The 13,792-nt window shown below is 73.3% G+C and carries 9 protein-coding genes; 4 read left to right on the top strand and 5 right to left on the bottom strand.

Features of this window, described 5'->3' with window-relative positions:
• Positions 1–9: 9 nt before the first annotated feature.
• On the bottom strand, positions 10–2,424 hold the full coding sequence (locus LN652_RS16395) for an FdhF/YdeP family oxidoreductase (protein WP_268932192.1): 2,415 nt from the start codon (positions 2,422–2,424) through the stop codon (positions 10–12).
• 77 nt (positions 2,425–2,501) lie between these two features.
• Between LN652_RS16395 and nemA the strand changes: the two genes are divergently transcribed.
• The 3 genes from nemA (at position 2,502) to LN652_RS16380 (ending at position 7,488) form a co-directional block, all read left to right on the top strand.
• Positions 2,502–3,596: an N-ethylmaleimide reductase gene (nemA, locus tag LN652_RS16390; RefSeq protein WP_230441671.1), complete on the top strand. Its 1,095-nt coding sequence runs from the start codon at positions 2,502–2,504 to the stop codon at positions 3,594–3,596.
• Between the two features lie 89 nt (positions 3,597–3,685).
• The gene (locus LN652_RS16385) at positions 3,686–5,569 is read left to right on the top strand and encodes an ABC transporter ATP-binding protein (protein ID WP_230441670.1); all 1,884 of its coding nucleotides are present in this window, start codon (positions 3,686–3,688) and stop codon (positions 5,567–5,569) included.
• Positions 5,566–7,488, top strand: coding sequence for an ABC transporter ATP-binding protein (locus tag LN652_RS16380; RefSeq protein ID WP_230441669.1), 1,923 nt, complete (start codon positions 5,566–5,568; stop codon positions 7,486–7,488). Before LN652_RS16385 ends, LN652_RS16380 begins: the two co-directional genes overlap by 4 nt.
• Before the next feature lie 6 nt (positions 7,489–7,494).
• Here the strand turns inward: LN652_RS16380 and LN652_RS16375 are convergent, their stop codons facing one another.
• A complete protein-coding gene (locus LN652_RS16375) occupies positions 7,495–8,244 on the bottom strand; it encodes a TetR/AcrR family transcriptional regulator (protein WP_230441668.1) in 750 nt (249 codons plus the stop codon).
• 183 nt (positions 8,245–8,427) lie between these two features.
• Here LN652_RS16375 and LN652_RS16370 point away from each other — a divergent pair, with 183 nt between their 5' ends.
• Positions 8,428–9,177, top strand: a complete 750-nt coding sequence (locus LN652_RS16370; RefSeq protein WP_230441667.1) for a mechanosensitive ion channel family protein — start codon at positions 8,428–8,430, stop codon at positions 9,175–9,177.
• A 96-nt stretch (positions 9,178–9,273) separates the two neighbouring features.
• Here the strand turns inward: LN652_RS16370 and LN652_RS16365 are convergent, their stop codons facing one another.
• Genes LN652_RS16365 through zwf form a run of 3 tightly spaced genes read right to left on the bottom strand, consistent with a single transcriptional unit; the run spans position 9,274 to position 13,746 of the window.
• On the bottom strand, positions 9,274–10,497 hold the full coding sequence (locus LN652_RS16365; RefSeq protein WP_230441666.1) for a multidrug effflux MFS transporter: 1,224 nt from the start codon (positions 10,495–10,497) through the stop codon (positions 9,274–9,276).
• Positions 10,494–12,332, bottom strand: a complete 1,839-nt coding sequence (locus LN652_RS16360) for a glycoside hydrolase family 15 protein (protein WP_230441665.1) — start codon at positions 12,330–12,332, stop codon at positions 10,494–10,496. Before LN652_RS16360 ends, LN652_RS16365 begins: the two co-directional genes overlap by 4 nt.
• Positions 12,325–13,746 carry a glucose-6-phosphate dehydrogenase gene (zwf, locus tag LN652_RS16355; protein ID WP_230441664.1) on the bottom strand — a complete coding sequence of 474 codons (1,422 nt, stop codon included), beginning with the start codon at positions 13,744–13,746 and terminating at the stop codon, positions 12,325–12,327. The genes LN652_RS16360 and zwf overlap by 8 nt, the downstream gene beginning before the upstream one ends.
• Positions 13,747–13,792 lie beyond the last annotated feature (46 nt).

Raw genomic sequence — 13,792 nt, 5'->3', positions numbered from 1 at the left:
CCGGGTGGCTCAGCTCAGGTGGTGCGGGTCGTCCTGCCGCATCGAGCCGGTGCCCTGGTCGCTCGAGCCGTGCGAGCCGCCGTCCGTCGCGCCGCCCGTCGTGCCCGGTCGCTCGATGCGCACGACGACGGACTTGTAGACCGGCTGGTTGCTCTTCTCGGCCGTGGAGTCGAGCGGGACGAGCGGGTTCGCCTCGGGGTAGTAGGCCGCGACGCAGCCGCGCGGCTGGTCGTAGGGAACGACCCGGAAGGACCGGGCGGTGCGCTCGACGCCGTCCTTCCACTCGCTCACCAGGTCGACGAGGTCACCGTCGGCGAGCTCGAGGTCGCGCAGGTCGTCGGGGTTGACGAAGACGACGCGGCGTCCGCCCTTGACGCCGCGGTAGCGGTCGTCGAGGCCGTAGATCGTGGTGTTGAACTGGTCGTGCGAGCGCATCGACTGCAGCAGGAAGCGACCGCGCGGCACGTCGAGCACGTCCAGCGGCGTCGAGGTGATCACCGCCCGCCCGCTCGGGGTCTCGAAGATCCGGTTGTCGCGGGGCGGGTGCGGCAGGACGAACCCGCCGGGCTCGTCGACCTTCTCGTCGTACGCCGCGCAGCCGGGCACCACCCGGGCGATGCGACGCCGGATCTCGGTGTAGTCCTCGCGGAACGCCGCCCACGGGACCGGCGACTCCTCGCCGAGCGTGGCGATCGCCATCGAGCAGACGATGTCGACCTCGGAGCGGACGTGCTCCGAGGGCGGGTCGAGCGGGCCCTGGGAGGCGTGGACCGCGGACATCGAGTCCTCGACCGTGACCCGCTGCACCCGGCCGCCGGTGAGGTCCTTCTCGCTGCGGCCGAGCGCCGGGAGGATGAGCGCCTCGGACCCGGTGACGACGTGGGAGCGGTTGAGCTTGGTCGAGACGTGCACGGTGAGGGCCGCGTTGCGCATGGCCTTCTCGGTGGCCTCGGTGTCGGGCGCGGCGCCGACGAAGTTGCCGCCCATGCCGAAGAAGACGCGGATCTTGCCGTCGCGCAGCGCCTGGATCGAGCCGACCGTGTCGAGGCCGTGCTCGCGGGGCGGCTCGAAGCCGAACTCGTCGCGGATCGCGTCGAGGAAGTGGTCGGGCACCCGCTCCCAGATGCCCATCGTGCGGTCGCCCTGCACGTTGGAGTGGCCGCGGACGGGGCACACCCCGGCGCCGGGCCGGCCGATGTTGCCCTGCAGCAGCGCGACGTTGACGATCTCCTTGATCGTGCCGACCGCGTTGTGGTGCTGGGTGATGCCCATCGCCCAGCAGGTGACGGTGGCCGGCGAGTCCGCGACCATCCGGGCCGCCTCGGTGATCTGCTCGCGGGTCAGGCCGGTCGAGGCCTCGACCTTGGCCCAGTCCAGGTCGGCCACGTGGGCGACGTAGTCGTCGAGGCCGGTCGTGTACTGCTCGAGGAAGTCGTGGTCGAGGGCGTCCCACTCGACGAGCAGCGCGCCGATCGCCTGGAAGAACGCCAGGTCGCCGTTGAGGCGGATCGGCAGGTGCAGGTCGGCCAGCGGGGTCCCGACGGCGAGGCCCTTGGGCTTCTGCGGGTTCTTGAACCGGACCAGGCCCGCCTCCTCGAGCGGGTTGACCGAGATGATCTTCGCGCCGCGGGACTTGGCCTCCTCCAGCGCCGACAGCATCCGCGGGTGGTTGGTGCCGGGGTTCTGCCCGACGACCAGCAGCAGCTTGGCCTGGTGGATGTCCTCGAGGCTGACCGAGCCCTTGCCGATGCCGATGGTCTCGCTGAGCGCCGAGCCGGACGACTCGTGGCACATGTTCGAGCAGTCGGGCAGGTTGTTGGTGCCGAGGCTGCGGGCGAAGAGCTGGTAGACGAACGCCGCCTCGTTGGAGGTCTTGCCCGAGGTGTAGAACGTCGCCTGGTCGGGGCTGTCGAGCCGGCGCAGGTGGCCGGCGATCGTCGCGAACGCGTCGTCCCACGAGATCGGCTCGTAGTGGGTGGCGCCGGGGCGCAGCACCATCGGCTCGGTGATCCGGCCCTGCTTGCCGAGCCAGAACTCGGTGCGCCCGGCGAGGTCCTCGACCGAGTGCTCGGCGAAGAACGCGCGGTCGAGGTGCTGGCGGGTCGCCTCCTCGGCGACGGCCTTCGCGCCGTTCTCGCAGAACTCGGCGACGTGCCGGTGGCCCGGGGCGGGGTCGGGCCAGGCGCAGCCCTGGCAGTCGAACCCGTCGACCTGGTTGAGGCGGGTGAGCGTGGAGGCGGTGCGGCGCACGCCCATCTGCCCGATCGCACGGCGCATGGCGACCGCGACCGCCGTCGCGCCCGCCGCCGCGTGGGACGTCGACTCGACCTCGACGCCGTCCTCGTCGATGTCGTGGGTGGGCACCTGCCGGGCCTCGTTGCGGAGCCTGGCCGGTACGTCTCGCAGCTGGGAGAGGAGCGTCACGCTCCCCATAGTGCCCCACGGTGTGATCCGGGCAACCACCCGGAATAGCGGTCCCCCGCCCGCGGTTGGCGCCAGTCATGCCTTCGTTGTTCGAACCCCTCGACCTCGGCGCGGTGACGATCCCGAACCGCGTCCTCATGGCCCCACTGACCCGGATGCGGGCGACGCCGCCCGGCGACGTCCCGAACGCCCTCATGCGCGACTACTACGTCCAGCGCGCGAGCGCCGGGCTGCTGGTGTCGGAGGGCACCCAGATCAGCCCCGAGGGCAAGGGCTACATGGACACCCCCGGCATCCACAGCGCCGAGCAGGTCGCCGGGTGGCGGCAGGTCACCGACGCGGTGCACGAGGCGGGCGGGCTGATCGCCGCCCAGCTCTGGCACACCGGCCGGGTCTCGCACGAGTCGTTCCACGACGGGCAGCCGACGGTCTCGGCCAGCGCCGTGCCCTACCGCAACCGCACCACCGTGCGCGGCGAGGATGGTCGCCCCACCCGCGTGCCGTGCCCGACCCCGCGCGCCCTCGCGCTCGAGGAGCTCCCGCGCGTCGTCGACGACTACCGCAAGGCCACCGTCAACGCGCGCGAGGCCGGGTTCGACCTGGTCGAGATCCACGGCGCCCACGGCTACCTGCTGCACCAGTTCCTCGCCGCGGACGCCAACCAGCGCGACGACGAGTACGGCGGCTCGCTGGCCGGCCGGGCCCGGCTGATGCTCGAGGTCGTCGACGCCGTGGCCGACGCCTGGTCCGCCGACCGCGTCGGGATCCGGATCTCCCCGATCGGCTCCTTCAACGGCACCGAGGACCCCGAGGGGGCCGAGGCCGGGCTGTTCGTCGCCGGCGAGCTCGGGCGCCGCGAGCTGGCGTTCCTGCACCTCTCCGAGCCCGACTGGGCAGGGGGCCCCGAGCTCGACGACGACTACCGGCGCGCGCTGCGCGAGGCCCACCCCGGCCCGATCGTCGGCGCGGGCGGCTACGACCGCGAGAAGGCCGACCGGCTGCTCGAGGCCGGCTTCGTCGACGCCGCCGCCTTCGGGCGTACGTTCATCGCCAACCCCGACCTGCCGCGCCGGCTCGCCGAGGGCCTGCCGCTCAACCCCCAGCGTCCCGAGTCGTTCTACGGCGGCGACGCCGAGGGCTACACCGACTACCCGGAGCACGGCGCCGCCTGACCCCGGCACCCACCGTGGCGTGTCACGCCCCACATCGGCCGTAAACGGGTCGTGCCGGTGTGGGGCGGCCGCCTAGGGTCGTCCTCGACATGCAGGACTTCCCTCCCCGGGTCGCGACGTTCTTCACCGGCACCGACGACGCGCCCAGCCCGGACCCCGACACCCGTTCGCCCGCAGCCTTCCTCCGGTGGGTGCTGGGGCAGCAGAAGGCGCTCATCGCGCTCTCGTCGCTGTGCTACGCCCTGTGGTTCCTGCCGATGACGCTGGGCCCGTGGATCTTCGGCCGGGCCATCGACCAGGGCATCGTCGGCGGCTCGACGTCCGCGCTCCTCGGGTGGGCCGCGCTGCTGCTGCTCGTCGTCCTCATCGGCGCGGTCTTCGGGATCGTGTCGCACACGCTGGTGGTGCGCAGCTGGCTGGTCGGCCTCTACGGCACCCTCGAGATGGTCACCCGCAAGGTGGCGCAGATGGGGCACGTGCTGCCCCGCCGCTCCCCCACCGGCGAGGTGCTCAGCGTCGCCTCCAGCGACTCCGACGAGTTCGGCGCGCTCACCGAGATCGTGGCGCGGGCGCTCGGCCAGCTGGTGTCCTACCTGACCGTCGCCACTATCGTCCTGACGATGTCGTGGCAGCTCGGCGTGCTCACCCTCGTCGCCGCGCCGGTGCTGCTCGGCGCCGCGCTCCCGCTGCTGCGGCCGCTGCACCGCCGCCAGCAGGTCGAGCGCTCGCGCACCTCCGACCTGACCTCGCTCGCGACCGACATCGTCGCCGGCCTCCGGATCCTCCGCGGCATCGGCGGCGAGCAGACCTTCGGCACCAACTACGACCGGCAGTCGCAGTCGGCGAAGCGGGCCGGCGTCGCCGCCGGCATCTGGCAGGCGGCGGTCGAGGCCGTGGGCGTGCTGCTCTCCGGCGTCTTCCTCGTCGCCCTCGTCTGGCTCGGCACCCGCGAGGTCGCCTCCGGCGAGCTGACGGTCGGGGAGCTGATCACCTTCCTCGGCTACGGCCTGTTCATGGTCGGCCCGATCCGCACCTTCTTCGAGCTCGCCCAGAAGGGCACCCGGTCGCTGGTCAGCGCCCGCAAGGCGATCGCGATCATGGAGCAGCGCCCGCCGTGGCGCGACCCCGCGTCGGCCGTCGCGCTCGACGGCACGGCCGCGCTGCACGACGCCGCGAGCGGCCTCACCGTCGCGCCGGGCCAGCTGACGGTCGTGGTCAGCGCGGTGCCCGAGCAGAGCGCGGCGCTCGCCGACCGGCTCGGCCGCTACCTCCCCGCCGACACCGAGCCGGTCGCGGCGGACGACGAGGACGGCCTCAAGGGTCGCGCCGCCCGCCGCTCCCGCGCCGCCCGCGCGCAGGAGCGTGCCCGCATCGCCGCGCTCGACGAGGAGCGCGCCGCCCGCGAGTGGGGCGTCACCCTCGGCGGGGTCGACCTGTCGCGCGCCGCGCTCGACGACGTACGCCGCCAGGTGCTGGTGAGCGACACGTCCAGCCAGCTCTTCGCCGGCACCCTGCAGGACGCCGTCGACCCGCACGGCCGGCTGACCCGGGAGCAGGCGGAGCACGCCCTGCGCGTGGCCAACGCCGAGGACGTCTACGACGCGCTGCCCGAGGGCTGGCAGGGCCAGCTCGACGAGCGCGGCCGCGGCCTGTCCGGCGGCCAGCGCCAGCGCGTCGTGCTCGCCCGCGCGGTCGCCGCCGACCCGCCCGTGCTGGTGCTGGTGGAGCCCACGTCGGCGGTCGACGCCCACACCGAGGCCCGCGTCGCCGAGCGGGTCGCGGCGACCCGTCGCGGCCGCACCACCGTCGTGACGACCGTGTCGCCCCTGTGGCTGCACCACGCCGACCGCGTGGTGCTGCTCCACGACGGCACCGTCGTCGCCGAGGGCCGGCACGCCGACCTGCTGGCCGGCGACCCGGACTACCGCCGGGTCGTCGCCCGCGCGCTCGACGACGAGGAGGTGTCCCGGTGACCACCGACCTGCTCGCCACCTCCGCCGAGACCTGGCGTGACCGCACCGACGACCCGCCCGTGGTCCCCGACGCGCTGCGCCCGCCGACCGGCGGCACCGTCCGCGAGCGGCACCACGCGCTGTGGCAGCGCCACGACCTGCGCCGTCAGCGGGCCGAGGACGTCTATGCCGCGTCCCGCAACCCGGTGCGCGGCTGGCCGGTCTCGGGCAACCGCGCCGTGCTGCACTTCTTCGCCGACCTGGTGCGCAGCAAGAAGCGGTCCTTCGCGCTGCTCGTGCTGCTCAACGCCCTCGCGGCCGGGTCGGCGCTGGTCGTCCCGCGGCTGCTCGGCGCCCTGGTCAACCGGGTCGAGCAGGGCGACGCCGTCGAGGGACTGGACGCGCTCGCGCTCACCGTCGTCGGCGTCGTGGTGCTGCAGGCGCTCTTCACCTTCGGCGCCCAGCGGACCTCCACCCACTTCGGCCAGGACCTGCTCGCCTCCGCGCGCGAGTACGTCGTGCGCACGATCCTGCGGCTGCCCGTCGGCCGGGTCGAGGGCGCCAGCACCGGCGACCTGGTCACCCGCGTCACCCGCGACGTCGGCACCATGGCCCGCTCGGTGCAGTGGGGCGTGCCGCGGCTGCTGATCTCGCTGCTCACGGTCGTGCTGTCGGTCGTGGCGATGCTGCTCAACTCGCTGGTGCTCGCGGTGCCGGCGCTCGTCGTCTTCGCGCTCTGCACCCCCGCGGTCCGCACCTACCTCCGGCGCGCGCCGAAGGCGTACATCACCGAGGGCGCGACGTACTCGCGGATCAACACCACCCTCACCGAGACGGTCGAGGGCGCGCGCACCGTCGAGGCGCTCGGCCTCTCGGGCGCGCGGGTGCGCGCCGGCAGCGACGACATCGAGGTCTCGGCCCAGGCCGAGCGCTACGGCATGACGCTGCGCAACGTGCTCTTCGCCGCGCTCAACGGCGCCTTCCAGGTGCCGCAGGTGGTGACGCTCGTCGTCGGCGCGTGGGGCTACTCCCAGGGCTGGGTCGACCTCGGCCAGATCACCGCAGCGATGCTCTACGTCGTCGCGCTGGGCGAGCCGCTCGACGCCGTGATCGGCGAGGTCGACCGGTTGCAGGTCGGCGCGGCGTCGACCAGCCGCCTGCTCGGCATCGCCGAGGTCCCGCCGGACCGCGAGCCCGGCGACCGGCTCCCCGACGGCGTCGAGCTGGTCGGCGAGGACCTGCGCTTCGCCTACCGCGAGGGCCACGACGTGCTGCACGGCGTCGACCTGCGCCTGCGCACCGGCGAGCGGCTCGCGGTGGTCGGGCCGAGCGGCTCGGGCAAGTCGACGCTCGGTCGCCTCCTCGCCGGCATCAACCGCCCCCGCACCGGGACGGCCCGGGTCGGCGGCGTCGACCTCGTCGACCTGCCGCTCGAGGTGCTGCGCACCGAGGTCGCGCTGGTGACCCAGGAGCACCACGTCTTCATCGGCACCGTGCGCGACAACGTCGTGCTGGCGCGCGAGGACTCCTCCGACGACGCCGTGCGCGAGGCGCTGCGCGCCGTCGGTGCGCTCGGCTGGGTCGAGCGGCTGCCCGACGGCCTCGACACCACCATCGGCTCGGGCCGCCAGGCGCTCACCCCCGCGCAGGCCCAGCAGGTCGCGCTCGCCCGGCTGATCATCGCCGACCCGCACACCCTCGTGCTGGACGAGGCGACCTCGCTGATCGACCCGCGCACCGCGCGCACCCTCGAGGGCTCGATGAACAGCCTGCTCGAGGGACGTACGGTCGTCGCGATCGCGCACCGGCTGCACACCGCCCACGACGCCGACCGGATCGCGGTGGTGATCGACGGGCGGATCGTCGAGCTCGGCAGCCACCACGAGCTGATCGACCTCGACGGCGAGTACGCCGGGCTCTGGCGCGCCTGGACCTCGTAGCCGCGTTCAGGCCAGGTGCTCGTTGCGCAGCAGCGTCATCCGGTCGAGCAGGCCCTCCAGGCTCTCCTCGAACTCGACCGCGGCCCGGTCCTGGGACAGCGCGGCACGCAGCCGCTGGACCGTCGGGTACGCGTCGAGGCCTTCGGGGGTGCCCTGCTCGTCGTCCAGCACGTCGAGCGGGCCCACGTCGGCGCCGTGGTTGGCGACCTCGAGGAGCAGGTGGCCGAGCAGGAAGCTGGTGTAGGCGCGGTAGGCGGCGACCGCGGCCTCGTCGGTGAACCCCTCCGACAGGAGGCCGGTGAGGAAGACCTCGACCCAGTCGAGGCTGCGCAGCGGCGGCCGCAGCCACGGGGCCTCCGGCGGTCGTGAGGCGACCAGCGGGAACGCCTTCGGGTGCTCCAGGGCGATCCGCCGGACGCCGTGCGCGAGCCGCACCAGGAAGTCCTGCCAGCCGTCGCGCGGCTCGTCGAGGACGTCGGCGTCGGCGCGCATGCGGGCGATCATCCGGTCCACGACGGCGTCGAGCAGGTCCTCCTTGCCGGGGACGTAGCGGTAGAGCGCCATCGCCTCGACGCCCAGCTCGGTCCCGAGGCGACGCATCGTCAGGCCCGGCAGGCCGTGCTCGTCGATGAACGCGACCGCGGCGTCGACGATCCGCTCGGTGGACAGCGGCTGCCGCTCGGACGGCAGCGGGTCGCCCGCGATCGCGGCCAGGTCGGGGTCCCCCGGGCCTCCGGGACGGTCGGCGGACGTCATCCCTCTCCTCGCGGCAGGGCCGCCCCGGTGGGGCGCGCGGTGCTCCCGACTGTAGCCAGACGCGGGGCACCGACCTCACCCCTGGGAGCGGCGGAGGTTGCCGCGCAGGGAGCGGCCGTGGTCTGTTTACAACGTAAACCGACGGGCGCGCACCTCGCCCGCCCCGCCTAGGAAGGCCCCACCATGCAAGACACCCTCGAGGACGGCGTCAGCGACGGCATCGCCGTCATCTCTGACTTCGTGCCGAAGCTGCTGCTGTTCCTGATCGTCCTCATCGTCGGACTGCTCGTCGCCAAGGGCATCGCCAAGGCGCTGGACGCGGTGCTCGAGCGCGTCGGCTTCGACCGCGCCGTCGAGCGCGGCGGCGTGAAGAAGGCGCTGGCCAACTCGAAGATGGACGCCAGCGACGTGGTCGCCAAGCTCATCTACTACACGCTCATGCTCTTCGTGCTGCAGCTCGCCTTCGGCGTCTTCGGCCCGAACCCGATCAGCGACCTGATCGAGCGCGTCATCCTGTTCCTCCCGAGCCTGATCGTGGCGATCATCATCATCGTCGTCGCCTCGGCCATCGCGGCCGCGGTCAAGACCCTCGTCGAGGGCACCCTCGGCGGCCTGTCCTACGGCCGCACGGTCGCCAACGTCGCGTCGATCTTCATCCTGTTCCTCGGCATCGTCGCCGCGCTCAACCAGGTCGGCGTCGCCACCACCGTCACCACCCCCGTCCTGGTCGCGATCCTCGCCACGGTCGCCGGCGTGATCATCGTCGGCGTCGGCGGCGGCCTGGTCCGTCCCATGCAGCAGCGCTGGGAGGGCTACCTCACCAAGGCCGAGGAGGAGGCCCCGCGCATCAAGCAGCACGCGGCCGCCGCGCCGAGCGTGACCGAGCAGGCCCAGCAGGCCCGGGCCCGCGTCGAGCAGGACGCGCAGTACTGATGCGCTGACGCCCTCGTCGCCGCACCCGTGGCGGTGCGTGAGGCGGGTTTCCCGAACGGGGAATCCCCCTCACGCACCGCTCGGGCAGTGGCGGGCTCAGGCGCGGGAGGCGCGCTGGTGCGAGCGCCAGCAGGCCCAGCCCAGCACCACGCAGACCGCGGCGGCCACGGCGAAGCCGAGGACGGAGCGGCCGGCGTAGGGCGCGAGCAGCGCCGCGCTGGCCGCGTTGAAGACGAGGGTCACGAAGGACGCCGCCGACATCACCGCGCCGCGCCGGGTCGGCACCAGGTCGAGCATCAGGAGCTGGATGTTGGGGTAGGCCAGACCGTTGCCGAAGGCGATCAGCGACACCCCGACGACCGCCCACGGCAGCACCTCGCCGGCCGGCGTGAGCGCGACCGCCACCCCGAGCAGGGCACCGGCCGTGCTGACGGCGTAGCCGATCGACACGAGCCGGCTGCTGGAGACCAGCCGGCCGTAGCGGCCGCTGCCGATCGAGCCGACGACCATCGCGCCGATCATCGGCACGAACAGCTTCCAGAAGTCGAGCTCGCCCTCGCCGAGCAGGTCCACGACGAAGATCGAGGCGCCGCCGATGTAGAGGAACTGCGCGCCGAACACGAAGGTGCCGGCCCAGGCCATCCGGTGGAACGCCGGCACCCGGACCACGGCGGCGAGCCCGCCGAGGACCGCGCCGACGCGCAGGGGCGTACGCCGCTCCGGCGGGTGGCTCTCCGGCAGCAGCAGGGCGCAGGCCGCCACCAGCACCAGCGCGAGCACGGCCATCGCCCAGAACACGGTCTGCCACGGACCGACCTGGACCAGCAGCCCGCCGACGACCGGGGCGATCGCGGGCGCGACGCCGAAGATCACCGCGACCTGGCTCATCATCCGCTGCGCCTCGCGGCCCTCGAACAGGTCGCGGATCACGGTACGGCTCACGATCGTCGAACCGCCGGCGGCCAGGCCCTGCACGACCCGCCCGAGCAGCAGCAGCTCGAGGGAGGTGGCGAACGCGCAGGCGACCGACGCGACGGCGTAGACCCCGAGCGAGCCCAGGATGACCGGGCGCCGGCCGACGGCGTCGGACAGCGGCCCGTGGAAGATGCTCATCGCCGCGAAGGCGAGCATGTAGGCGGTGACGACGAGCTGGAGCTGGCCGGTCGAGGCGTCGAGCGCACGGCCCATCGAGGTGAACGCCGGGAACGGCGTGTCGATGCTGAACGGGCCGATCATCGACAGCATCGCCAGCACCAGCGGGATGCCGATCGCGACCCGGAGGGAGCGATCCTGCGGGACGGTGTCGGTCGGCGAGGTCACCGGCTGAGGCTACGGTCCAGGTTGATCACGGCGCTGACCAGGCTCAGGTGGGTGAACGCCTGCGGGAAGTTGCCGAGCTGCTCGCCGTTGAGGCCGACCTGCTCGGCGTACTGCCCGAGGTGGTTGGCGTAGGTGAACATCTTCTCCAGCGCCAGCCGCGCGTCGTCCAGCCGCCCGGAGCGGGTGAGCGCCTCGACGTACCAGAACGAGCAGAGCGAGAACGTGCCCTCTCCGGCCTCGTCGCCGTCGCCGTCCCCGACGCCGTCGTCGAACGTCTCGGCGTCGTAGCGCAGCACCAGGCTGTCGGTGACCAGCCGCTCCTCGACGATCGCCAGCGTGGAGAGGAAGCGCGGGTCGTCCGGGGCCACCATCTTCACCATCGGCATCAGCAGCGTCCCGGCGTCGAGGACGTCGCCCCCGGCGAACGCGGTGAACGCGCCGAGCTCGTCGTTCCAGCAGTCGGTCATCACCCGCTCGTAGATCGCGTCCCGGGTCGCCGCCAGCGCGGAGAGGTCGCCGGGCAGGCCGCGGCGCCGCGCGATCCGCATCATCCGCTCCACCGCGACCCAGCACATGACCAGCGAGGTGGTGTGGGTGCGCGGCTCGCCGCGGATCTCCCACATGCCGGCGTCGGGCCGGTCCCAGTTGTCGGTCAGCCAGCCGACGATGCGGGTCAGGTCGGTCCACGCGTCGTGGCTGATGCCGCGGCTGTGCTTGTCGTAGAGGTAGACCGAGTCGATCAGCTCGCCGTAGACGTCGAGCTGGAGCTGGTCGACGGCCTGGTTGCCGACCCGGACCGGGCGGGAGCCGCGGTGGCCGGCGAGGTGGTCGAGCTCGCGCTCGTGCGGGATCCCCCCGTCGAGGTCGTAGAGCACCCGCAGCGGTCCGAGCCGCTCGGCCTCGTCGCCGTCGTCCGCGGCCTCGCCGAGGCGCTCGGACAGGAACCGGACGAAGGCCGAGGCCTCGTCGGTGAACCCGAGCCTGAGCAGCGCGTAGACGCTGAACGCGGCGTCGCGGACCCAGACGTAGCGGTAGTCCCAGTTGCGCGAGCCGCCGATCGTCTCGGGCAGGCTGGTCGTCGGGGCCGCGACGATCCCGCCGCTGGGCTCGTGGCACAGCAGCTTGAGGGTGAGCGCGGAGCGGTCGACCCACTCGCGCCAGCGACCGGTGTACGTGCTCTGCGCGAGCCACCCGCGCCAGAACGCGGCGGTGGCGTCGAAGAGCTCCTCGACGTCGTCCTCGCAGCAGCCCCGCGACTCCTCGCCGGGGGCGAGCACCTCGAGCACGAAGAGCACGGCCTCGCCGGCGCCGAGCGCGAGCCGGGCGGTCGCCGCGTGGTCCTCGACCTCGAGGTCGGCGGTGCTGGACAGGGCGAGGTGCACGTCGCCGTCGGCGAACCGGACGACGCCGTCGTGCACGTCGAGGTCGGGGTCGGTCTCGCCGTAGTCGGGCCGCGGCGCCATGTGCATGTAGAGGTCGACGGACCCCCGCAGCCCGACCACCCGCCGGACCAGGCGCTGGTGGTGGTCCGGATCGTGGGCCCGCAGCACCGGCATGAAGTCCTGCACCTCGACCACGCCCCGCTCGGTCATGAAGCGCGTGACGAGGATGTTGGTCTCGGGGTGGTAGTACTGCTGGCTGCGCGCCTCGGGGTCGTCGGGGCCGAGCCGCCACGCGCCGGCGTCGGGGTCGAGCACCGACGCGAAGACGCTGGGCGCGTCGAAGCGCCCGGGGCAGAACCAGTCGATGGTGCCGTCGGTGGCCACCAGCGCGGCGGTGCGGAGGTCCCCGACCAGGCCGTGGTCGGCGATGCGGGGAGCGTCGCGCTCAGGCACCCTCGCCCCCGAGCCGCCACCCGCCCTGCGGCAGGTCGAGCGCCTCGCGCGGCCCCCACGACCCCTGGTCGTACGGCAGCGGGTCCGGGCGGTCGTCGAGGACCGGCTGGCAGACCTCCCACAGCCGCCGGGTCTCGTCGGCGTGGGCGAAGAGCGTGTGGTCGCCCTCCATCACGTCGAGCAGCAGCCGCTCGTAGGCCTCCAGCGGGTCGTCGTCGGGCAGCTCCTCGCCGAGGTCGAGGCGCATCGTCGCGGGCGCGAGGTCCATCTCGGGCCCGGGCCGCTTGCCGAGCAGGTCGACGTGCACCTGCGCCTCGTCGGTCAGCTCGAGCACCAGCTCGTCGACCGCGGGCACGGGGGCGAACACGGTCGAGTCGGGCTGGCGGAAACGCAGCGTCACCGTGCGCCGGGTCTCGGCCATCGCCTTCCCGGTGCGCATCAGGAACGGCACGTCCCGCCAGCGGTCGTTGTCGACGAACGCCTCCAGCGCGACGAAGGTCTCCACGTCGGAGTCCTCGTCGACGTCGTCCTCCTCGCGGTAGCCGTCGTACTGCCCGAGCACGACGCGCGACGGGTCGAGGGGGCGTACGTCCCGGAAGACCGCGGCGCGCGCCCGCCGCACCGCGGCGGCGGACCACTCCCCCGGGTCCTCCAGCGCGACCGCGCCGAGGATCTGGAACAGGTGGGTGGACACCATGTCGCGCAGGGCGCCGGTCGACTCGTAGAACGAGCCGCGGCCCTCCATCGCCAGCGTCTCGGGGACGTCGACCTGCACCGAGGCGATGCTGCGCCGGTCCCAGGCCGGCTCGAAGAGGGCGTTGGCGAAGCGCAGCGCGAGCAGGTTCTGCACGGCCTCCTTGCCGAGGAAGTGGTCGATGCGGAAGACCTGCTCCTCGTCGAAGACCTCGTGGACGTCGTGGTCGAGCTCCTCGAACGACTCGAGGTCGAGGCCGAACGGCTTCTCGATGACCAGCCGCGCCCGCTCGGCGAGGCCCTCGCGGCCGAGCATGGCGACCATCCCGGACATCGCGGTCGGCGGGACGGAGAGGTAGACGAGCCGGCTCACCTCGCCGTCGCCCCCCAGCGACTCCTCGACCTCGCGCACGTGGTCGGCGAGGTCGGAGCCGTCGTCGGCGTCGGAGGTGCGGAAGGTGACCCGCCCGAGCAGGTCGCGCACCAGGTCGTCGTCGAGGTCGTCGACGCTCTCGCGCAGCCCGTCGCGGACCTCGTCGCGGAAGTCGTCGTCGCTGCCGGGCGAGTGCCGCCCGCTGCCGATCACGGCGTAGTCGTCGGGCAGTCGTCCGGCGGCCGCGAGCCGGTAGAGGCCGGGGAAGAGCTTGCGTGCGGCCAGGTCGCCCCGTGCACCGAAGAGGAGGAAGACGTACGGAGGCAGCGTGGCGCCGGAGGTCGTCATGCCGTCGACGCTAGTGACCACCCGAAGGGGCGGGAACGCCCGCGGG

It is taken from the genome of Nocardioides okcheonensis, assembly GCF_020991065.1.
In the GTDB taxonomy this organism is placed as follows: Bacteria; Actinomycetota; Actinomycetes; order Propionibacteriales; family Nocardioidaceae; genus Nocardioides; species Nocardioides okcheonensis.
The sequence above is the reverse complement of the archived record's forward strand: the minus strand, read 5'-3'. Positions and strand labels throughout refer to the sequence as shown.

Coding starts and splice junctions, on each gene's coding strand:
- LN652_RS16375 (WP_230441668.1), bottom strand. CDS start 8,244: ATGACGTCCGCCGACCGTCCCGGAGGCCCGGGGGACCCCGACCTGGCC.
- LN652_RS16385 (WP_230441670.1), top strand. CDS start 3,686: ATGCAGGACTTCCCTCCCCGGGTCGCGACGTTCTTCACCGGCACCGAC.
- nemA (WP_230441671.1), top strand. CDS start 2,502: ATGCCTTCGTTGTTCGAACCCCTCGACCTCGGCGCGGTGACGATCCCG.
- LN652_RS16370 (WP_230441667.1), top strand. CDS start 8,428: ATGCAAGACACCCTCGAGGACGGCGTCAGCGACGGCATCGCCGTCATC.
- zwf (WP_230441664.1), bottom strand. CDS start 13,746: ATGACGACCTCCGGCGCCACGCTGCCTCCGTACGTCTTCCTCCTCTTC.